This window comes from Nocardioides pakistanensis, from assembly GCF_054781215.1.
On sequence record NZ_BAAGUV010000034.1, the window covers coordinates 24,655 to 44,428 of the forward strand.

Here is a 19,774-nt window from a genome sequence, read left to right on the forward strand (position 1 = left end):
GCACTTCCGAGACGGGGGTTCCCGCAATGAGCGAGGCGGTCATCGAGACCTTCGGGCTGCGCAAGGAGTTCCGCACCCGGCGCGGCCGGCACATCGTTGCCGTGCACGACCTGGACCTCACCGTGCCCGCCGGCGGGGTGCACGGGTTCCTCGGTCCGAACGGGTCGGGCAAGACCACGACGATCCGGATGCTCCTCGGCCTGGCGCGAGCGAGCCGAGGCGAGATGCGGCTGTTCGGCCGGCCCGTGCCCGAGCACCTTCCGGAGGTGATGGACCGGGTCGGCGCCGTGGTGGAGCAGCCGAAGTTCATCCCCACGTTCACCGGACGCAAGAACCTCTCCCTGCTCGCCCGGTCGATCGGCGTGCCCGCGTCCCGCGTCGACGCCGCGCTGGAGCAGGTCGGGATGACCGGCCGCGACAAGGAGCGGTTCAAGGGCTACTCGCTGGGCATGAAGCAGCGCCTCGCGATCGCGGCCACGCTGCTCAAGAGCCCGGACCTGCTGATCCTCGACGAGCCGACCAACGGCCTGGACCCCGCCGGGATCCGCGACATCCGCGACATGATCCGCGACCTCGGGGAGAGCGGGGTGACCGTGCTGCTCAGCTCGCACATCCTGGCCGAGGTGCAGCAGGTGTGCCACTCGGTCTCGATCATCGGCAACGGCCGGCTGCTCGCGCACGGCGACGTCGCCGAGCTCGTCCAGGCCGGGGCGTCCGCGGTCCGGGTCGGCGTCGCCGAGACCGGTACGGCGGCCACGGCGCTGAGCGCAGCCGGGCTGAGCGTCACGCGCGACGGGGCCGGGCTGCTCGTCGAGGGCGCCGGCGACCCGGCCACGATCACGCGGCTGCTCGCCGAGCAGGGCATGTACGTCCACGAGCTCAACCCGGTGCGTGCCGACCTGGAGTCGGTGTTCCTGCAGCTGACCAAGGGCGAGGCGCTGGGGGGCTCGGGCCACGGCGCGACGGCTCCCGGCACCGGGACCGACACGACGGAGGGCGCGGCATGAGACTGCTGATGGTGGAGCTCAGCCGGTTCCGCTCCCGGCGGGCGATCGTGCTGATCGTCCTGGCCGCGGCCTTGCTGGTCGGCCTGGTCGCGGGCACCACGGTCTGGGACACCCGCCCGGTCAGCGCCACCGAGCTGGCTCGGGCCGAGGCGCAGGCCGAGAAGGAGGCCGCCCAGCCGTGGGTGCAGGACGAGCTCGAGGCCTGCCGCGAGGACCCGCAGATGTACCTCGGCGGCAACACCGAGGTCACCTGCGAGGAGGCCATGCTGCCCCAGCCCGCCTGGTTCCTCGACCGCCAGCAGCTGGACCTGGAAGCGCAGAAGGACAACAACGGACTGGCGGTGCTGGTGATCACCGCAGGCCTGATGATCATCGTCGGCACCACCTTCGCCGGCGCGGACTGGGGCTCGGGGTCGATGAGCAACCAGCTGCTGTTCCGGCCGCGTCGGGGGCAGGTGTGGCTGGCCAAGGCAGCGGCGGTGTTCCTCGCGACACTGGTGGTCAGCGCCGTGGTCGTGGCCGGGTTCTGGGCCGCGCTGCTGCTCGCCGCCGATGCTCGCGACATCACCACCGCGGCCTCGGTGCGGGAGCAGATCGGCTGGTCCGCCGGCCGCGGGGTCCTCCTCGCGGCGTTGGGCGCCACCGGTGGCTACGCGCTGACGATGCTGTTCCGGCACACCGTCGGTGTGCTCGCGCTGCTGTTCGGCTACACCGTGGGTGGCGAGATGCTGATCGCGGCGCTGCCGTTCGAGGGCAGCGGCCGGTGGAGCCTCGGCAACAACGTGTTCGCCTGGATCCAGCACGGCTACGAGTACTACGACTACTCGCTGCCGTGCACCGAGCAGCAGTGCGACCAGCTCGCCGTGGTCACCTTCTCCCAGGGCGTGACCTACCTCGGCGTCCTGCTGCTGGTCGTGGCTGTCGCCTCGGTGCTGTCCTTCCGGCGCCGCGACATCCCCTGACCCGCTGTCGTCGCACGTCACGGTGCCCGTCGTACGCCGCCCACCGTGGCGATTGGGGTGCCTCCGGAGCCCGGCGTAGAGTGGCGGGCGTGACTGAAGCGCCCACCTCGCCCGACGGCCGCAAGCTCCTGCGTCTGGAGGTCCGCAACTCCCAGACCCCCATCGAGAAGAAGCCCGAGTGGATCAAGACCCGGGCCAAGATGGGACCGCAGTACAACGAGCTCCAGGCCCTGGTGAAGTCCGAGGGGCTCCACACGGTCTGCCAGGAAGCCGGCTGCCCCAACATCTACGAGTGCTGGGAGGACCGCGAGGCGACGTTCCTCATCGGCGGCGACCAGTGCACGCGGCGCTGCGACTTCTGCCAGATCGACACCGGCCGGCCCCAGCCGCTGGACCGCGACGAGCCGCGCCGGGTCGCCGAGAGCGTCCGGTCGATGGGCCTGCGCTACGCCACGATCACCGGGGTCGCCCGCGACGACCTGCCCGACGGCGGCGCGTGGCTCTACGCGGAGACGGTCAAACAGATCCACGAGCTGAACCCCGACACCGGCGTGGAGAACCTGATCCCGGACTTCAACGGCAAGCCGGACCTGCTCCAGGAGGTCTTCGAGTCCCGGCCCGAGGTGCTCGCCCACAACGTCGAGACCGTGCCGCGGATCTTCAAGCGGATCCGGCCCGCGTTCCGTTACGACCGGTCCCTCGACGTGCTCACCCAGGCCCGCGCGTTCGGGCTGGTCACCAAGTCGAACCTGATCCTCGGCATGGGCGAGACCCGCGAGGAGGTCTCCCAGGCGCTGCGCGACCTGCACGAGGCCGGCTGCGACCTGCTCACGATCACCCAGTACCTCCGCCCCTCGCCACGGCACCACCCCGTCGAGCGCTGGGTCAAGCCCGAGGAGTTCGTCGAGCTGCACGACGAGGCGATGGAGGTCGGCTTCGCCGGCGTCATGTCGGGACCCCTGGTCCGCTCCTCCTACCGCGCCGGACGTCTCTACCAGCAGGCGCTGGCGGCTCGCGAGAACGCCCCGCAGACGGTCTGAGACACTAGGGCGTCCCGCCCCACGAGAACGAACGAGGCAGCACAACCATGGCCAGGAAAGACAAGTCCGCGAAGGCGCCCAAGAACGGCTGGGTGAAGCAGATCGCGGCCAGCTACCGGATGACCAAGCAGGTCGACCCGAAGCTCGGCCTGATCCTGCTCGGCTGGTTCGTGCTGTCCGCCGGGCTGGCCTTCGCGCTGCTCTCCTTCGTCCCCGGCCACTGGATCCTCGACCTCGTCGCGGCGGTCATGGTCGGCATCCTCGTCGTGCTGATCGTCTTCGGCCGCCGGGCCCAGCACGCCGGCTACAAGCAGATCGAGGGCCAGCCCGGCGCCGCCGCGGCCGCGCTCGGCATGCTCCGGCGCGGCTGGACCACCGAGCCGGCCGTCGGGTTCAACCGCCACCAGGACGTCGTCCACCGGGTGGTCGGCCCGCCCGGCATCGTGCTGGTCGGCGAGGGCAACCCCAACCGGCTCAAGCAGCTGATGGCCGAGCAGCGCCGCAAGCACGAGCGGGTCGCCTCCGAGGTGCCGATCCACGAGGTCGTGGTCGGCGACTCCGAGGGCGCCGTGCCGCTGCCGAAGCTGGTCAAGCACGTCACCAAGCTGGGCAAGAAGGTCAAGCCCGCGCAGATCACCGACGTGCTCGCCCGGCTGCGCGCGCTCGACGCGACCCGGTCGAACATCCCGCTGCCCAAGGGCCCGATCCCGACCAACCTCAAGGGCGCCCGGCAGAACATGCGGGGCCGCTGACCCCTCGGGACGGCTCGTGACCCGTCCCTGATCGTCTCGGCGGAAGTCTTTACCTTCCGGGGCCCATCCCCCGTGTGCCCGGCTCCGAACGCCGGGCATGAGGGAGACCCAGCACACCAGCCCAGGGCCGTCGTACGACGACCGGCCGACCGTCGCGGTGATCGGCGGCGACATCTCCGGCCTCACCGCCGCCTACCTGCTGCAGCGCAGCCACCACGTCACGCTGTTCGAGGCCGACCCGCGGATCGGCGGCCACGCCCACACCCATGACGTGCCGGTCGCCGGCGGGACGGTCCCGGTGGACTCCGGGTTCATCGTGCTCAACGACCGCACCTACCCGCTGCTGCGGCGGCTCTTCGACGAGCTCGGTGTGCGCACCCGGCCGACCGAGATGAGCATGAACATCTCCTGCTCCGGCTGCGGTCTCAGCTACACCGGCGGCCGCCGCGCCGACGGGATCTTCTCCCAGCGCCGGCGAGCGGTGGACCCGTCGTTCTGGCGACTGCTGCTCCAGGTGCGCTCGTTCCAGAGGCAGGCGTTGCGTCACCTCGAGGAGCAGGCCGGCTCGGAGCAGACCTACGGGGAGTTCCTCGCCGAGCACGGCTTCGACCAGCACTTCGTCACCCACTGCGCCTTGCCGGTGGTCTCCTGCGTGTGGTCGATGGGGCACACCGAGGCGCTGGCCTACCCCGCGGCGTACCTGTTCGCCTTCCTGCGCCACCACGGCTTCCTCACCCTCGGCGACGCCCCCACCTGGCACACCGTGGTCGGCGGCTCTCGGTCCTACGTGCACGCGGTGACCGAGCGTCTGGACGTCGTCCGCCCCGGCTCCCGGGTCACCGCGGTCAGCCGCAAGCCCGACGCGGTCGAGATCGACGTACGCCCAGCCGGCGGTGGGCCGAGCGAGCACCACAGCTTCGACAAGGTCGTCATCGCGACCCACGCCGACCAGGCACGGGCGCTGCTCACCGATGCCGGGGACGAGGAGCAGGAGGTGCTCGGTGCCTTCGAGTACTCCACCAACGTCGCCTGGCTGCACCGTGACGAGAGCGCGCTGCCGGCCACCCGCCGGGCCCGGGCCAGCTGGAACTACCGGCTCGAGGACTGCGACACGCCCACCGACCGCACGCGGGTGTCCTACTGGATGAACCGGCTGCAGGGGCACCCGGAGGCCGAGCCGCTGGTGGTCACGCTCAACCCGGACCGGGGCCTCGCTCCCGAGCACGTGATCGCGACGATGACCTACGAGCACCCCACCTACACCGCGGCCTCGGTCGCCGCCCAGCAGCGGCTCGCGGGGCTGAACAGCGACCGGCTGGCCTTCGCCGGCGCCTACCACGGCTGGGGCTTCCACGAGGACGGCTGCCGCGCCGGTGCCGCCGCGGCCGAGGCGCTGGGAGCGAGCTGGTGACCGTGCCGGCCGCGGTCGGGGCGCTGGTGCACCACCGGCGGCTGCACCCGTTCCGCTACGAGTTCAGCCACCGTACGACGATGTGGCTGGTCGACCTCGCCGACCAGAACGCCGCCTTCCCCCGCTGGCTGCGGCCGCTGGCGTCCATCCGCTCACAGGACCACTTCGACCCCGCCGACCGACGCCCCCTGGCGCACAAGGCACGCACGGCGATCGCCGAGCACGGGCTTCCGTGGACGGCGCACCGGGTGCTGCTGCTGGCCAACGCCCGCAGCCTCGGTTACGTCTTCGACCCGCTGAGCACCTACTTCGTCCTCGACGAGCGAGGCGAGCTCGAGGGGGTCCTCGCCGAGGTGCACAACACCTACGGCGAGCGGCACTGCTACCCGCTGGCCGTCGACCGCGGTACCCCGGCGCGGGCCACCGCGCCCAAGGAGTTCTACGTCTCGCCGTTCTTCGCCGTCGAGGGACGCTACGACTTCCGGACCAAGCTGACCGACGACGAGGTCGCGGTCGCGATCACCCTGACCGCACCCGACGGCCGGCTGCTCTTCACGGCCGCCGTCCACGGAGACCTGCGCCGGGCCTCACGCAGGCATACCCTCAGGAGAGTGGCAGGCAACCCACTGCCCTCCCACCGCGTCTCCGCCCTGATCCGCTGGCACGGAGTCCGGCTCTGGCTGCGCCGGCTCCCCGTGGTCCCCCGCCCCCAGCACCCGGCTCCGAAAGGCGTGTCATGACCTCCTCCCCCGTCACCTCCCGCCTCGGCGCGGCCTCGGAGCCGGGCACCGACGCCTCCCGGCAGCTCCCGCCGGCGCCGTCGCTCGCGGTCCGCGGTCGCCTGGCCCGGTTCGCCGTCCGGCGGATCCTGGGCAAGATGCCGGTGACCGTCCGGCTGGCCACCGGCGAGGTGTACGGCGGAGCCGGCCCGGTGCTCGAGGTCGCCGACCCGGACGCGTTCTTCGCCCGGCTCGGGCAGAGCCCGCTGATCGGGTTCGGGGAGTCCTACATGGCCGGCGAGTGGCGCACCGCGCCGGGCACCGACCTCGCCGACGCGCTCACCCCGTTCGCCCGCCGGCTCACCGAGCTGGTGCACCCGACGTTCTACCGGCTGCGCCACGCGGTGCTCCCCCGGGGGCTGAACCCGGAGAACACCAAGGCCGGCGCCCGCCGCAACATCGAGCACCACTACGACCTGTCCAACGAGATGTTCGCGGCGTTCCTGGACCCGTCGCTGTCGTACTCCTCCGCGCTGTTCGCCAGGCTCGACCCCGCTCCGACGCAGGCGGACCTGGAGGACGCCCAGCTGCGCAAGGTCGACGCGGTGCTCGACGCGGCCGGGGTCACCGAGGGCAGCCGGGTCCTGGAGATCGGCACAGGCTGGGGCACCCTCGCGATCCGGGCAGCACAACGCGGCGCCCACGTCACGACGATCACGATCTCCACCGAGCAGGCCGCCCTGGCCCGGCAGCGGGTCGACGCCGCGGGTGTCGGCGACCGGGTGGAGATCGCGCTGCGCGACTACCGCGACCAGACGGGTGAGTTCGACGCGGTGGTCAGCGTGGAGATGATCGAGGCGGTCGGCGAGCGGTACTGGCCGACGTACTTCGCCGCGATCGACTCACTGCTGGCGCCTGGGGGCCGGGCGGTCGTCCAGGCGATCCTGCTCGAGCACCACCGCTACCTCGCGACCCGCGACAGCTACACGTGGATCCACAAGTACATCTTCCCCGGCGGGCTGCTGCCTTCGCGTGAGGCGATCGAGGGCGTCGTCGCGGACCACACGAGGCTGGCGGTCTCCGGCTTCTCGCCGATGGGTCGGCACTACGCACACACCCTGCGACTGTGGCGGGAGCGGTTCCTCGACCAGTGGCCGAGCGTCACGGCGCTCGGCTTCGACGAGACCTTCCGCAGGATGTGGGAGTTCTACCTCGCCTACTGCGAGGCGGGCTTCCGGGCCGGCTACCTCGACGTCGCGCAGATCACCCTGCGGCGGCCCGGAGACGGTCGCTGAACCAGTCCCGGGCCAGGGCGGCGGCCTGGGCGAGGGTGCCCGGCTCCTCGAACAGGTGGGTCGCCCCCGGTACGACGGCCAGCCGGTTCTCGCACGTCAGGTGCCGCTGCGCCTCCCGGTTGAGGTCGAGCACCATCAGGTCGTGCCCGCCCACGATCAGCAGGGTCGGCGCCTCGACTCGGGCAGCCGCGGGATCGCCAGGTCCGGCCTGCCTCCGCGTGACACCACCGCGGCGATGTGCTGCTCGGGGTCGGCGGCCGCCCACAGCGCCGCCGCCGCGCCTGTGCTCGCTCCGAAGTAGCCGACCGCGAGCCCGTCCACGGCCGGCTGGGTCCTCAGCCAGGCGGTGGCGCCGGCCAGCCGGGTGGCGAGCAGGTCGACGTCGAACACCATCCGCCGGTCGTGCTCCTCGGCGGAGGTGAGCAGGTCGAACAGCAAGGTCCCGATGCCGGCGTCCTGCAGCACGGTGGCGACGTACCGGTTGCGCGGGCTGTGCCGGCTGCTGCCGCTGCCGTGCGCGAAGAGCACGACGCCGATCGCTCCCGCGGGGACGGTCAGCCGTCCGTGGAGCGTGAGCCCGTCCAAGGTGATCTCCACGTCCTCGTCCACCGACTGCGTCTCCGTGGCTGCGTCGGCCGCGACCGCGTCCGCGAGCTCGTCGGTGCGTCGCTGCAGCAGCGTGGTCACCTCGTCGTCCGTGGTCTGCGAGAAGTCCACGTAGAACTGGCCCACCGCGTAGAACTCGTAGGGCTGGTCGGGGCAGACCACCTCGTCGGCCTCGCTGCGGAACCTGGTCTCGACGTCCGCCGGGCCCACCGGGACGGCGAGCACCACCCTCGCCGCGCCCAGGGCCCGGGCGACCCGGCACGCGGCACGGGCCGTCGCTCCGGTGGCCACACCGTCGTCGACGATCACCGCGACCTAGCCGTCGAGCGAGCGGCGCGGGCGTCCCGAGCGGAAGCGGCTAGCCCGCTCCTGCACGACGACCCGTTCCCGACGCTCGACCGAGGCCATCTCCTCCTCGCTGATGTGGGCGATCCGGACCACGTCGGGGTTGAGGACGAGGACGCCCTCCTCCCCCACGGCACCCATCGCCAGCTCCGGCTGGAAGGGCACGCCCAGCTTGCGCACCACGATCACGTCCAGCGGGGCCTCGATGGCCCTGGCCACCTCGTAGGCCACCGGCACCCCACCGCGTGGGAGACCGAGGACCACCGTCTCCGGTCCCCTCAGGTGCTCGAGAGCTCGGGCCAGCTTCCGGCCGGCATCGACCCGGTTCGCGTACATGCGGCACCTCCCCGCCGTACCTGTGCCTGCGTCCACGCTAGGAGCGCGGAACGCGCGAGGGCAGGGGCGGAGGTCCCGCGGGTCAGCGCTGGAGGACCACGGTGCCGACGGCCAGGTCGTGCAGGCCGCGACGGTCGGAGTTGAACACCAGCGGCGGGACGACCAGCAGGATCAGCACCGAGCGGACGAGCGCCCGGAGTACGTCGACCGGCCGCCCGTCGAGCCGGACCACGGACACCCGCACCAGCAGCTGTCCGAAGGAGCCGCCCATGAAGGCGGTGAACAGCGCGCGCTCCACCACGAACACCAGCCATGGGCTGAACCCGACCCAGCCCTGTTGGCCGACGGTGTCCCCGAACCACTCGTAGCCGAACAGCGCGACGGCGGCCAGCGAGCTGGCCACCCAGTCCACCGCGAGAGCGGCGAACCGGCGGCCCCACCCCGCAACCGAGCCGGGTCCGTGCTCGGGGAGGCCAAGCCGCTGGCCGGGGTAGGCAGGGGTCGGGCCGGCGGCGGACGACGGGGGCTGGCTCACCCGGCCAACGCTACCCGGCTGCCCGGCCGGCACCTGCCTGGACCGCCTGTGATCCTCCACCCAGCTTGTTACATGCTCGAAACAAACCGGATACGGTCGCTTAATCGCCCCTTCATAGGTTCCGGGGCAGTGGTGCAGCGTCGCATCGCTTGGAGCTGAGAGACATCATCTGGACCGCACCACGCGGCCGAGGAGGACGAATGTTCGCGAACGCCGACGAGCTGTTGAAGTACATCAAGGACGAAGGCGTCGAGATGATCGACGTACGCTTCTGCGACCTGCCCGGCGTGATGCAGCACTTCACCGTCCCGGTCTCGTCGTTCGACAAGTCGGTGTTCGAGGACGGCCTGAGCTTCGACGGCTCGTCGATCCGTGGTTTCCAGGCGATCCACGAGTCGGACATGTCGCTGTTCCCCGACCCGACCACGGCGTACCTCGACCCGTTCCGCACCCACAAGACGCTGATCGTCAACTTCTTCATCCACGACCCGCTGACCGGTGAGGCCTACAGCCGCGACCCGCGCAACATCGCGCGCAAGGCGATGGCGTACCTCAAGAGCACCGGCATCGGCGACACCGCGTTCTTCGCGCCCGAGGCCGAGTTCTACGTCTTCGACTCGGTCCGCTTCGAGACCAAGGCGAACGCCGGTTACTACCACATCGACTCCGAGGCCGGCGCCTGGAACACCGGGTCGGAGGACAACAACCGCGGCTACAAGGTGAAGTACAAGGGCGGCTACTTCCCGGTGCCCCCGGTCGACCACTTCTCCGAGCTGCGCGACGAGATCACCGTCGAGCTCGAGCGCGCCGGCCTGCAGGTCGAGCGCGCCCACCACGAGGTCGGCACGGCCGGCCAGGCCGAGATCAACTGGCGCTTCGACGAGCTGCTCGCCTCCGCCGACGCGGTGATGAAGTTCAAGTACCTGGTCAAGAACGTCGCCTGGCGCAACGGCAAGACCGCGACCTTCATGCCCAAGCCGATCTTCGGCGACAACGGCTCGGGCATGCACGTCCACTCCTCGATCTGGAACAACGGCGAGCCGCTGTTCTACGACGAGTCCGGCTACGCCGGCCTGTCGGACATGGCGCGCTACTACATCGGCGGCCTGCTCAAGCACGCCGCGTCGCTGCTGGCGTTCACCAACCCGACGGTGAACTCCTACCACCGCCTGGTGCCCGGCTTCGAGGCTCCGGTGAACCTGGTCTACAGCCAGCGCAACCGCTCGGCCTGCATCCGGATCCCGATCACCGGCGCGAACCCGAAGGCCAAGCGCGTCGAGTTCCGCTGCCCCGACCCCTCGTCGAACCCCTACCTGGCGTTCTCGGCGATGCTGCTCGCCGGCATCGACGGCATCAAGAACAAGATCGAGCCCCCGCAGCCGATCGACAAGGACCTCTACGAGCTCCCGCCGGACGAGCACGCCGACATCGAGACCGTGCCGGCCAGCCTCGGCTCGGTGCTCGACGCGCTGGAGGCCGACCACGACTACCTGCTCGAGGGTGGCGTTTTCACCCCCGACCTGATCGAGACGTGGATCCAGTACAAGCGCGACAACGAGATCGCCCCGATCGCCCTGCGTCCGCACCCGCACGAGTTCGAGATGTACTACGACATCTGATTCGCAGGTTTTGCTGACCTGCGCATAGGTGCCTGAAACGGCGCCTGACCTGCGAAAACGTCTTCCAACGTCTTCCAGCGTCAGGCGCCGTTTCTCATCCTTGTGCGTACCCAGTGCACCCCACAACGTAGGGACACCCGAGCGACACTCCCGATTTGTCAGCAGCTGTCGGACGCAACCGTCATTCTTCTGTCATGCCCCTCTCCGAGCTGAACCGCCCCGGCGTGTCCGGAGACCTTCTAGTTTGAGACTCCAGCGATTGCTGGGGTCTGGTGGTGAGCGTAGTGAGCTTGCTCGGCCTCGACTGGCGTGAGGTCGTCGCAGTACTCGAAGGGTCGGCGGTGGTTGAACCAGTCGACCCACTCGGCGGTCGCGATCTCGAGGTCGTCGAAGCCCTTCCACGGCCGCCTCGGCTTGATCAGTTCGGTCTTGTAGAGCCCTATCACCGACTCGGCCAGGGCGTTGTCGTAGGACGAGCCCACGGCTCCTGTCGAGGGCTTGATCCCGGCAGCGTCCAGGTGTTCGGAGTAGGCCACGGACAGGTACTGGACCCCGTGGTCGTGGTGCGCGATCAGACCGGCCAGGTCTTTGCCTTCACGCTGCCGGGTCCAGATCGCTTGCTCGACCGCGTCGACGACGAGCTGGCTGGTCATCGTTGTCGCCACTGACCAGCCCAGGATCCTGCGGGCGTAGGCGTCGATGACGAACGCGGTGTAGCACCAGCCCGACCACGTCGAGACATACGTGAAGTCCGCGACCCACAGGCAATCTGGTGCCAGCGGCGCGAAGTTGCGGTCGACCAGATCGAGCGGCTTGGGCGCCTTCGGGTCGCTGATCGTGGTCCGCTTGACCTTCCCGCGCACCGCACCGGCCAGGTTCATCTCGCCCATCAGCCGCTCCACGGTGCAGCGCGCGATCGGCGGCTCCTCGGCAGCGCGTTCACGGTTCAATGTCAGCCACACCTTCCGGGCACCGTAGACGCCGTAGTTCGCGGCATGGACCGCGGCGATCTTCGGCTTCAGCTCCCCGTCCCGCGCCTCGCGGGCGGTGGGCTTGCGGGAGCGGTGCTCGTAGTAGGTCGCGGGGGCGATCTTGCAGCCCAGCTCGGTGAGCTGGTCGCAGATCGACTCGACACCCCATCGCAGACCGTCGCCGTCGCGGACACCGACGTGTTCGTCGATGTAGGCCACGATCAGCGCTGTGGCCGGTCGAGTTCGGCCGCGAAGAAAACCGATGCGCTCTTGAGGATCGCGTTGGCCCGCTTCAGCTCAGCGTTCTCCCGCTTCAACCGCTTCAGCTCCGCCGACTCCTCCGAGGTCATCCCGGGCCGCTGGCCGGCATCAACCTCGGCCTGGCGACACCACTTCCGGATGGTCTCCGGCGTCCCCACGCCCAGCAGCTCGGCGACCTTCGTCATCGCCGCCCACTCCGACTCATGATCGGCCCTGATTTCGGTGACCATCCGGACCGCCCGCTCACGCAGCTCGGCCGGGTACCTCTTCGACGTACTCCCTGACATGACTCCAACCTTCCCAACGAATGGAGTCTCCGGACTTGCCGGGGCGGTTCAGTCCTGGGTGCTACCAGGCCCTCCCGGGGCTGACGAGTTCTTCGCGTACGAGTCGTCCCTCAACGAGATGGACACCCAGATCCCGTCCGCGCTGATGTGCATGTACGACCTCGAGCTGTTCGGCACCTCGATGCTTGTCGACGTTCTCAAGACGCACCCCAAGGTGCTCGTCGGCTCTATGGTCCTCGACAACCCGGAGTACCTCACCCCGGACCAGTACCTCGCGACGCGCCGCCGGGCGATCGCCGCCCAGTCCTCGCTGGGGCCGGCGGGCGACTCCGCCCGCGCGCAGTACCCGCTGGCTGCAATCCGGCAGGCCGGCGAATGGGACAGCTGGAACGCCCTCACGGAGGCCGAGGGCAGGGTCGCACGCCTGGTGGCCAGCGGGCTCACCAACAAGGGGATCGCCGAGCAGCTGAGCCTGTCCCATCACACCGTCGACGCGCACCTGAAGCACACGTTCACCAAGCTCGGCATCCACTCACGAGTCGAGCTCACCGTCGTCGCGCTGAGACGGGCACGCGGCCGGCGGGCTAGATAACCCGTTCACGGGAGGTAGTGCCCGAGCCGTTCCACTAACCGAGCCGTTCCACTAACATGACGAGGGTCCCAGCCAGGACCCGCATGGGCGGCTCCTCCCAAGGCCTGTTGCGGATCTCTGTAAATCGATTCGACGGGAGATTCTCATGGCCAGAGCGGTTGGCATCGACCTAGGCACGACAAACTCAGTCATTGCGGTGATGGAAGGCGGCCTGCCCACCGTCGTCCCGAATGCCGAGGGCAACCGAACGACGCCGTCCGTGGTGGCGTTCCTCGAGTCGGGCGAGCGCCTCGTCGGCCAGATGGCGAGGCGCCAGGCGATCCTCAACCCCAAGGGGACCATCTACTCGGCCAAGCGGTTCATCGGACGGAAGTACGACGAGGTCAGCAACGAGCTCAACGCGGTGTCGTTCGACGTCGTCGCCGGGCCTGACGGCGCGGTGCGGTTCGAGGTCAACGGCAAGCAGTACGCACCGGAGGAGATCGCCGCCCAAGTGCTGCGCAAGCTGGTCGACGACGCGGGGAAGTTCCTCGGCGAGAAGGTGACCGAAGCCGTCATCACCGTCCCGGCGCACTTCAACGACGCGCAGCGTCAGGCGACCAAGGACGCCGGGAAGATCGCGGGGCTCCAGGTCCTCCGCATCATCAACGAGCCGACCGCAGCAGCACTGGCCTACGGGATGGACAAGTTCGACAACGAGACCGTCCTGGTGTTCGACCTCGGTGGCGGCACCTTCGACGTCAGCGTCCTCTCCGTCGGCGACGGGGTGGTCGAGGTCCTCTCGACCGCAGGTGACACGCACCTCGGCGGCGACGACTTCGACCGGCGAATCGTCGACCACCTTGCCGACGAGTTCAAGAAGTCCAACGGCATCGACCTGCGGAATGACCCGCAGGCCCTCCAGCGACTGTTCGAGGCTGCGGAGAAAGCGAAGGTCGAGCTGTCCGCGGTGACCCAGACGTCAGTGAACCTGCCCTTCGTGACCGCCGACGCCTCGGGGCCGAAGCACCTCAACGTCACGCTCATGAGGTCCACGTTCGAGCAGTTGACCGCTGACCTCGTCGAGCGGTGCATGGACCCCGTGAAGCAGGCCATGGGGGACGCGAAGCTCACCGCCGACGACATCGACGAGGTCATCCTGGTCGGGGGTTCGACCCGTATCCCCGCGGTCCAGGCGCTGGTACGCAGGCTCACCGGCGGCAAGGACCCCAACATGACCGTGAACCCGGACGAGGTCGTCGCCGTCGGCGCGGCCGTCCAGGCGGCGATCATCAAGGGTGAGGTGAAGGACGTCCTGCTCCTGGACGTGACACCGCTGTCGCTGGGGCTGGAAACGCTGGGTGGCGTGATGACCAAGGTGATCGACCGGAACACCACCATCCCGGCACGTCGCACCGAGGTGTTCAGCACCGCAGAGGACAACCAGTCCGCAGTCGACGTGGTCGTGCTCCAGGGTGAACGCGAGCGCGCGAGTGACAACCGGGTGCTGGCCAGGTTCCGGCTGGAGAACATCCGGCCCGCCCCGCGCGGAGTGCCTCAGATCGAGGTGACCTTCGACATCGACGCGAACGGAATCCTTCACGTCTCGGCGCGCGACAAGGACACCGGAGCAGAACAGAAGGTCACGATCAGCGAGACGTCCAACCTCGACCAGTCCGAGATCGAGCGGATGATCGCCGAGGCCGAGGCTCACCGCAGCGAGGACGCAGCACTTCGGGAGCTGGTCGACGCCAGGAACGAGCTCGACTCGGTGGCCTACCAGGTGCAGAAGAGCCTGGAGACCTCTGGCGACTCCATCGCCGAGCACGACCGGGCTCGAGCAGAGATCCTGCTCGGCGACGCTCGGACCGCCCTCGAGGAGCAGGCACCGATCGACCGGCTGCGGTCCCTCACGGGTGAGCTCCACCAGCTGAACCAGGCCCTGGCCGCGTCCGCCCGCTCAACCGCGCCTCCCCCGGCATCCGGCGCCTCTGATGCAGCTGCCGGCGCCGACGACGATGACGTGATCGACGCGGACTTCACGACTGGGTGACGGGCCATGACCGAGGAACGAATGGAGCCTCAAGACGAGTCGATGCCATCCGAGAGTGCCGAGGCCGAGCAGGAGGAGTCACGCGTGGCAGCGCTCGAGCAGCGCGTTGCCGAACTGGAGGACCTGTGGCGCCGCGCGCTTGCCGAGCTGGACAACTACCGGAAGCGCACGACGAGGGAGCTGGCCCGCGCACGAAGGGATGAGCGGGCCAAGGCCGCGGCCGAGTGGCTTCCGGTGATCGACAACCTGGACCTGGCGCTGGAGCACGCGCGCGCCGACCCCGAGAACATCGTCGAGGGGGTCCGGGCCGTGCGGCAGCAGGCCCTGGCAATCCTCGCTGCGCTGGGCTACCCCCGACGCGACGACGAGGGAATCGCCTTCGACCCGACGTACCACGAGGCGGTCAGCACCGTCGAGGACGAGGAACTCCCGCCGGGCACGGTGGCCCGAGTGGTGCGGCCAGGATACGGATCCGAGGACGAGGTCCTGCGACCGGCAGCGGTCGTGGTGGCCACCAGGGGTCGATGATGGCGCGGGACTACTACGAAGCCTTGGGCGTGTCCCGGTCGGCGGACCAGTCCGAGATCCAGAGGGCGTACCGCAAGCTGGCGAGGCAGCACCACCCGGACGTGAACAAGGATCCCGGGGCCGAGGAGAGGTTCAAGGAGATCTCCGAGGCGTACGACGTTCTCTCCGACCCGGCGCTGCGCAGGAAGTACGACGCCTTCGGCGAGGACTTCCGGCGCGTCCCCGACGATGAGGACCCAGCGGCCTGGCGCAGGTCCCGTTCGTACGCCGGTGCACGCAGCGGTGGCGGCGGCCGCGGCGCCGGACCCGGACCCAGTGGGTTCGAGTCAGGAGGAGTGCACTTCACGTCCTCGGACTTCGGTGACGACATCGACATCGAGGACCTGCTCGGGGGCATGTTCGGCCGCGGCCGGGGCCGTGGCCGCTGGGGGCCGATCCCCGGGGCGGACCAGGAGCTCGAGATCGAGGTCTCCCTCGAGGATGCGTACCACGGCACCAAGCGCAGCCTCGCCATCACCGGGCCGAACGGGCAGCGAACCATCGACGTCGACATCCCGGCCGGAGTCGTGGACGGTCAGCGGATCCGGTTGCGAGGTCAGGGCGGACGTGGCTCTGACGGTGCAGCGCCTGGAGACCTCTACCTCATCGTCCGCATCGCACCGCACAAGCGCTACCGCTTGACGGGGCGCGACATCGAGGTCGACCTTCCACTCTCGGCCTGGGAGGCAGCTCTCGGAGCCGAGGTGACCATCGAGACACCCGGAGGCCCGGCCAAGGTCAAGGTTCCCGCCGGTACGTCGAGCGGCCGACGGCTCCGTCTCAAGGGCAGAGGCATGCCCAACCGTCGGGGCGCTCCGGGAGACCTCTACGCCCGCGTCGCGATCAAGGTCCCGAAGAAGCTCACCGATGAGGAGCGCAGGCTCTTCGAGGAGCTGCGCAAGGTTTCCACCTTCGACCCGAGGAGTGGGCGATGACCAACGCACTGGCCCGGCCGTTGCGGCTCGACCTCAACCTCTACTCCCGGCTCACCGGAGTCCACCCGGAGCTGATCCGGCGGCTGGTGCGGCTCGGTCTCGTGGAGGTCACGCGGGACGCCCGGGGCGACCTGTGGTTCGACCCCTCACAAGTGGCGGCCATGGCACGGATCCAGCGGCTTCGCTCGGGTCTCGGCCTCAACTACGCATCACTCGGGCTGGTGCTGGACCTGCTGGACCGCATCACCGAGCTCCAGAACACCTCAACCCGTGACCACACACGATTCGGAGGGCCGTCATGGACCTGAACAGACTGACCCAGAAGTCGCAGGAGGCCTTGCACGACGCCCAGACCAAAGCGCTGCGCTTCGGACACACCGAGGTCGACGGCGAGCACCTACTGCTGGCCCTGCTCGACCAGCCCGAGGGCCTCGTCCGCCCGCTGCTGGCCAGGTCGGGGGGCGATCCGGACCAGCTCGTGAACAAGCTGGAGGCCGAGCTCGAGAGACGCCCCAAAGTGACTGGGCCGGGGGCCGCTCCTGGGCAGGTCTACGTCACCCAGCGGCTCTCCCGCCTCCTCGAAGCCGCGGATCGCGAGGCGAAGCGCCTCAAGGACGAGTACGTGTCGGTGGAGCACCTGGTGATCGCCCTCCTGGACGAGGGTCGGACCTCGGCTGCCAGCCGTCTCATGCATGAGCAGGGGGTCAGCAAGGACACGTTCATGAAGGCGTTGACGGAGGTCCGCGGCAACCAACGGGTCACCTCCGCGATGCCCGAAGTCGCCTACGAGGCGCTCGAGAAGTACGGCCGTGACCTCGTCGCCGACGCCGCCGCGGGGAAGCTGGAGCCGGTCATCGGCCGTGACGGCGAGATCCGCCGGACCATCCAGATCCTCTCCCGGAAGACGAAGAACAACCCGGTGCTCGTCGGAGAGCCCGGAGTCGGCAAGACCGCGATCGTCGAGGGTCTCGCTCAGCGCATCAACCATGGCGACGTACCCGAGGGTCTGCGCGACAAGACCGTCTTCGCACTGGACATGGGGGCACTGATCGCCGGAGCGAAGTACCGGGGCGAGTTCGAGGAGCGGCTCAAGGCGGTGCTCAACGAGGTGAGGAGCGCCGAGGGACGAATCCTGCTCTTCATCGACGAGCTGCACACGGTGGTCGGCGCCGGCGCCTCCGAGGGCTCGATGGACGCGGGGAACATGCTCAAGCCGATGCTCGCCCGCGGCGAGCTGCACCTGATCGGCGCCACCACCCTCGATGAGTACCGCACGCACATCGAGAAGGACGCCGCGCTCGAGCGTCGTTTCCAGCCCGTCATCGTCGACGAGCCCTCCGAGGAGGACGCGCTGTCGATCCTGCGGGGACTCCGCGAGCGTCTGGAGATCTTCCACGGCGTGAAGATCCACGACGGCGCTCTCGTCGCCGCAGTGACCCTGAGCCACCGCTACATCTCGGACCGGTTCCTGCCCGACAAGGCGATCGACCTGGTCGACGAGGCGTGCGCGATGCTGCGCACCGAGATCGACTCCATGCCTGCGGAGCTGGACGAGCTCACCCGGCGGGTGACCCGGCTCGAGATCGAGGAGGCCGCCCTCGCACAGGAGGAGGACCCGGCCAGCAGGGCACGCCTGGAGGAGCTCCGCCGTGAGCTGAGCGACCTCCGGGCCCAGGCTGACGCGATGCACGCTCAATGGGAGGCGGAGCGCTCGGCCCTGCGCGAGGTCCAGACGCTTCGTCAGGAGCTCGAGCAGGTCCGTCAGGAGAGCGAGCAGGCGGAGCGGGAGTACGACCTGAATCGCGCAGCGTCACTCCGTCACGGGAAGCTCCCGGAGATCCAGCGCCGGCTCCAGGCCGCGGAGGAGCGGCTGGCCAGCAAGCAGGGCGGGCACCGCCTGCTGCGCGAAGTCGTGACCGCCGACGAGATCGCCTCGATCGTCTCCCGATGGACCGGCATCCCGGTGACCAGGTTGCAGGAGGGTGAGCGCCAGAAGCTGCTCCGCCTGGACGAGGTCCTTCACGAGCGGGTGGTTGGGCAGGATGAAGCAGTCCAGCTGGTCGCCGACGCGGTCGTCCGCTCGCGGTCCGGGGTCAAGGACCCCCGTCGTCCGATCGGTTCCTTCATCTTCCTCGGGCCCACCGGTGTCGGGAAGACCGAGCTCGCCAAGACCCTGGCGGCCGCGCTCTTCGACAGTGAGTCGAACATGATCCGCATCGACATGAGCGAGTACCAGGAGCGCCACACCGTGAGCCGGCTGGTGGGAGCACCTCCCGGGTACGTCGGTTATGAGGAGGGCGGCCAGCTCACCGAGGCGGTCCGCCGCAAGCCCTACAGCGTGGTGCTGCTCGACGAGATCGAGAAGGCACACGTGGATGTCTTCAACATCCTGCTGCAGGTTCTCGACGACGGCCGGCTCACCGACTCACACGGCCGGACGGTCGACTTCCGCAACACCGTCGTCATCATGACCTCGAACATCGGCTCGCAGTACCTCCTCGACGGCGTGACCTCGGACGGACAGATCAAGTCGGATGCACGGAGCATCGTGATGGGCGAGCTGCGCAGTCACTTCCGGCCGGAGTTCCTCAACCGCGTCGATGAGATCGTCCTGTTCAAGCCACTGGACTTGGCCGAGATCGAGCAGATCGTCGACCTGCTGCTCGACGACCTGCGCGCGCGCCTTGCGGAGCAGCGGATCGGTCTGACGGTCACCGAGGCGGCCCGCCGCTTCATCGCCGACCAGGGCTACGATCCGGCGTACGGTGCCAGGCCGTTGCGGCGCTTCATCGCTCGTGAGGTGGAGACCAAGGTCGGGCGTGCCCTCCTGCGTGGCGACCTGCCCGACGGCGGGACGGTCTCCCTCGACGTCGACCACGGTGAGCTCGTCGTCACCACGTCGAAGGACCAGAACGAAGAGTCAGCAGCCACATGAGCACCACCCCAGGCAGCGACGTGCGCAGCTCGATCGTCACCTGCTCGAACTGCCAGACCAAGAACCGGGTGCCCGTGGCCAGCACCGGCCACCCCCGCTGCGGGAAGTGCAAGTCCCCGCTTCCGTGGGTGGTCGACGCCGGGGACTCGGACTTCGACGAGATCGCCGACCAGGCGACGTTGCCGGTTCTCGTCGACGTCTGGGCGCCCTGGTGCGGTCCGTGCCGCATGGTGACTCCTGTGCTCGAGCAGCTCGCCAGCGAGATGGCCGGCCAGATCAAGCTCGTCAAAGTCAATGCGGACGAGGCACCCCGACTGAGCCAGCGGTTCGAGGCGCAGGCGATCCCGACACTCCTGGTCATGAAGAACGGCCAGGTCGTCGAGAAGCAGGTGGGTGCGGCTCCCGCCCCTGTCCTGCGGGAATGGGTGCATCAAGCGCTGGACAAGAACAAGTGAGGGACCGGAGATGAGCGTCCAGCCCGTCTCTGACTATGCACACGAGACCGATGTCTGAGTCCGACGTCCCCGTGCGGCCGGAGACAACGGGTGTCACAACGGATGTCAACGG

20 protein-coding genes are annotated in these 19,774 nt (G+C 69.3%); 15 read left to right on the forward strand and 5 right to left on the reverse strand.

Annotated features, from left to right (window positions below; genetic code table 11):
* Positions 1 to 26: 26 nt before the first annotated feature.
* The 7 genes from ACYVIH_RS13550 (at position 27) to ACYVIH_RS13580 (ending at position 7,186) form a co-directional block, all read left to right on the forward strand.
* Positions 27 to 1,007 (forward strand): ABC transporter ATP-binding protein, encoded by a 981-nt coding sequence (locus ACYVIH_RS13550; RefSeq protein ID WP_460869988.1) that lies wholly within the window; start codon positions 27 to 29, stop codon positions 1,005 to 1,007.
* Complete coding sequence (locus ACYVIH_RS13555) at positions 1,004 to 1,969, forward strand: hypothetical protein (RefSeq protein ID WP_460869989.1); 966 nt, start codon at positions 1,004 to 1,006, stop codon at positions 1,967 to 1,969. The genes ACYVIH_RS13550 and ACYVIH_RS13555 overlap by 4 nt, the downstream gene beginning before the upstream one ends.
* Positions 1,970 to 2,058: 89 nt before the next feature.
* The gene (gene lipA / locus ACYVIH_RS13560) at positions 2,059 to 3,009 is read left to right on the forward strand and encodes a lipoyl synthase (protein WP_460869990.1); all 951 of its coding nucleotides are present in this window, start codon (positions 2,059 to 2,061) and stop codon (positions 3,007 to 3,009) included.
* A 47-nt stretch (positions 3,010 to 3,056) separates the two neighbouring features.
* A complete protein-coding gene (locus tag ACYVIH_RS13565) occupies positions 3,057 to 3,761 on the forward strand; it encodes a DUF4191 domain-containing protein (protein ID WP_460869991.1) in 705 nt (234 codons plus the stop codon).
* A gap of 97 nt (positions 3,762 to 3,858) precedes the next feature.
* Complete coding sequence (locus tag ACYVIH_RS13570; RefSeq protein WP_460869992.1) at positions 3,859 to 5,172, forward strand: NAD(P)/FAD-dependent oxidoreductase; 1,314 nt, start codon at positions 3,859 to 3,861, stop codon at positions 5,170 to 5,172.
* Positions 5,169 to 5,912, forward strand: a complete 744-nt coding sequence (locus tag ACYVIH_RS13575; RefSeq protein WP_460869993.1) for a DUF1365 domain-containing protein — start codon at positions 5,169 to 5,171, stop codon at positions 5,910 to 5,912. Before ACYVIH_RS13570 ends, ACYVIH_RS13575 begins: the two co-directional genes overlap by 4 nt.
* Complete coding sequence (locus tag ACYVIH_RS13580) at positions 5,909 to 7,186, forward strand: class I SAM-dependent methyltransferase (RefSeq protein WP_460869994.1); 1,278 nt, start codon at positions 5,909 to 5,911, stop codon at positions 7,184 to 7,186. Before ACYVIH_RS13575 ends, ACYVIH_RS13580 begins: the two co-directional genes overlap by 4 nt.
* Here the strand turns inward: ACYVIH_RS13580 and ACYVIH_RS13585 are convergent.
* The 4 genes from ACYVIH_RS13585 to ACYVIH_RS13600 all read right to left on the reverse strand — a co-directional run bounded on the left by ACYVIH_RS13585 (position 7,155) and on the right by ACYVIH_RS13600 (position 9,008).
* Positions 7,155 to 7,340, reverse strand: a complete 186-nt coding sequence (locus ACYVIH_RS13585; RefSeq protein WP_460869995.1) for a hypothetical protein — start codon at positions 7,338 to 7,340, stop codon at positions 7,155 to 7,157. The two genes, ACYVIH_RS13580 and ACYVIH_RS13585, sit on opposite strands and share 32 nt — an antisense overlap.
* 2 nt (positions 7,341 to 7,342) lie before the next feature.
* Positions 7,343 to 8,101 (reverse strand): hypothetical protein, encoded by a 759-nt coding sequence (locus tag ACYVIH_RS13590; RefSeq protein ID WP_460869996.1) that lies wholly within the window; start codon positions 8,099 to 8,101, stop codon positions 7,343 to 7,345.
* Positions 8,102 to 8,107: 6 nt separating this feature from the next.
* Positions 8,108 to 8,473, reverse strand: coding sequence for a phosphoribosyltransferase (locus ACYVIH_RS13595; RefSeq protein WP_460869997.1), 366 nt, complete (start codon positions 8,471 to 8,473; stop codon positions 8,108 to 8,110).
* Positions 8,474 to 8,555: 82 nt separating this feature from the next.
* Positions 8,556 to 9,008 carry an RDD family protein gene (locus ACYVIH_RS13600; RefSeq protein ID WP_460869998.1) on the reverse strand — a complete coding sequence of 151 codons (453 nt, stop codon included), beginning with the start codon at positions 9,006 to 9,008 and terminating at the stop codon, positions 8,556 to 8,558.
* 200 nt (positions 9,009 to 9,208) lie between these two features.
* Between ACYVIH_RS13600 and glnA the strand changes: the two genes are divergently transcribed.
* Positions 9,209 to 10,627, forward strand: coding sequence for a type I glutamate--ammonia ligase (gene glnA / locus ACYVIH_RS13605; RefSeq protein WP_460869999.1), 1,419 nt, complete (start codon positions 9,209 to 9,211; stop codon positions 10,625 to 10,627).
* A 239-nt stretch (positions 10,628 to 10,866) separates the two neighbouring features.
* Here glnA and ACYVIH_RS13610 read toward each other — a convergent pair.
* Positions 10,867 to 12,146, reverse strand: a protein-coding gene (locus tag ACYVIH_RS13610) for an IS3 family transposase (RefSeq protein ID WP_460870000.1) whose coding sequence is annotated in 2 segments (ribosomal slippage) — positions 10,867 to 11,858 and positions 11,858 to 12,146 — 1,281 coding nt in all. Because the reading frame shifts where the segments join, the coding sequence is not laid out codon by codon here.
* Here ACYVIH_RS13610 and ACYVIH_RS13615 point away from each other — a divergent pair.
* The 7 genes from ACYVIH_RS13615 (at position 12,145) to trxA (ending at position 19,662) form a co-directional block, all read left to right on the forward strand.
* Positions 12,145 to 12,738: a LuxR C-terminal-related transcriptional regulator gene (locus ACYVIH_RS13615; RefSeq protein ID WP_460870001.1), complete on the forward strand. Its 594-nt coding sequence runs from the start codon at positions 12,145 to 12,147 to the stop codon at positions 12,736 to 12,738. The two genes, ACYVIH_RS13610 and ACYVIH_RS13615, sit on opposite strands and share 2 nt — an antisense overlap.
* A 145-nt stretch (positions 12,739 to 12,883) precedes the next feature.
* Positions 12,884 to 14,770: a molecular chaperone DnaK gene (dnaK, locus tag ACYVIH_RS13620; RefSeq protein WP_460870002.1), complete on the forward strand. Its 1,887-nt coding sequence runs from the start codon at positions 12,884 to 12,886 to the stop codon at positions 14,768 to 14,770.
* Positions 14,771 to 14,776: 6 nt separating this feature from the next.
* Complete coding sequence (locus ACYVIH_RS13625; RefSeq protein WP_460870003.1) at positions 14,777 to 15,298, forward strand: nucleotide exchange factor GrpE; 522 nt, start codon at positions 14,777 to 14,779, stop codon at positions 15,296 to 15,298.
* Positions 15,295 to 16,272 (forward strand): J domain-containing protein, encoded by a 978-nt coding sequence (locus ACYVIH_RS13630; protein WP_297415844.1) that lies wholly within the window; start codon positions 15,295 to 15,297, stop codon positions 16,270 to 16,272. Before ACYVIH_RS13625 ends, ACYVIH_RS13630 begins: the two co-directional genes overlap by 4 nt.
* Complete coding sequence (locus ACYVIH_RS13635; protein ID WP_460870004.1) at positions 16,269 to 16,580, forward strand: chaperone modulator CbpM; 312 nt, start codon at positions 16,269 to 16,271, stop codon at positions 16,578 to 16,580. The genes ACYVIH_RS13630 and ACYVIH_RS13635 overlap by 4 nt, the downstream gene beginning before the upstream one ends.
* The gene (gene clpB / locus ACYVIH_RS13640; protein ID WP_460870005.1) at positions 16,571 to 19,207 is read left to right on the forward strand and encodes an ATP-dependent chaperone ClpB; all 2,637 of its coding nucleotides are present in this window, start codon (positions 16,571 to 16,573) and stop codon (positions 19,205 to 19,207) included. Before ACYVIH_RS13635 ends, clpB begins: the two co-directional genes overlap by 10 nt.
* A complete protein-coding gene (trxA, locus tag ACYVIH_RS13645; protein ID WP_297415847.1) occupies positions 19,204 to 19,662 on the forward strand; it encodes a thioredoxin in 459 nt (152 codons plus the stop codon). Before clpB ends, trxA begins: the two co-directional genes overlap by 4 nt.
* The last annotated feature ends 112 nt before the right edge of the window (positions 19,663 to 19,774 follow it).

Bases quoted from the DNA above. Each gene is read 5' to 3' on its own strand.
- ACYVIH_RS13550 (WP_460869988.1), top strand. From the start codon at position 27: ATGAGCGAGGCGGTCATCGAGACCTTCGGGCTGCGCAAGGAGTTCCGC.
- ACYVIH_RS13555 (WP_460869989.1), top strand. From the start codon at position 1,004: ATGAGACTGCTGATGGTGGAGCTCAGCCGGTTCCGCTCCCGGCGGGCG.
- ACYVIH_RS13565 (WP_460869991.1), top strand. From the start codon at position 3,057: ATGGCCAGGAAAGACAAGTCCGCGAAGGCGCCCAAGAACGGCTGGGTG.
- ACYVIH_RS13570 (WP_460869992.1), top strand. From the start codon at position 3,859: ATGAGGGAGACCCAGCACACCAGCCCAGGGCCGTCGTACGACGACCGG.
- ACYVIH_RS13580 (WP_460869994.1), top strand. From the start codon at position 5,909: ATGACCTCCTCCCCCGTCACCTCCCGCCTCGGCGCGGCCTCGGAGCCG.
- ACYVIH_RS13595 (WP_460869997.1), bottom strand. From the start codon at position 8,473: ATGTACGCGAACCGGGTCGATGCCGGCCGGAAGCTGGCCCGAGCTCTC.
- glnA (WP_460869999.1), top strand. From the start codon at position 9,209: ATGTTCGCGAACGCCGACGAGCTGTTGAAGTACATCAAGGACGAAGGC.
- ACYVIH_RS13615 (WP_460870001.1), top strand. From the start codon at position 12,145: ATGACTCCAACCTTCCCAACGAATGGAGTCTCCGGACTTGCCGGGGCG.
- dnaK (WP_460870002.1), top strand. From the start codon at position 12,884: ATGGCCAGAGCGGTTGGCATCGACCTAGGCACGACAAACTCAGTCATT.
- ACYVIH_RS13625 (WP_460870003.1), top strand. From the start codon at position 14,777: ATGACCGAGGAACGAATGGAGCCTCAAGACGAGTCGATGCCATCCGAG.
- ACYVIH_RS13630 (WP_297415844.1), top strand. From the start codon at position 15,295: ATGATGGCGCGGGACTACTACGAAGCCTTGGGCGTGTCCCGGTCGGCG.
- ACYVIH_RS13635 (WP_460870004.1), top strand. From the start codon at position 16,269: ATGACCAACGCACTGGCCCGGCCGTTGCGGCTCGACCTCAACCTCTAC.
- clpB (WP_460870005.1), top strand. From the start codon at position 16,571: ATGGACCTGAACAGACTGACCCAGAAGTCGCAGGAGGCCTTGCACGAC.
- trxA (WP_297415847.1), top strand. From the start codon at position 19,204: ATGAGCACCACCCCAGGCAGCGACGTGCGCAGCTCGATCGTCACCTGC.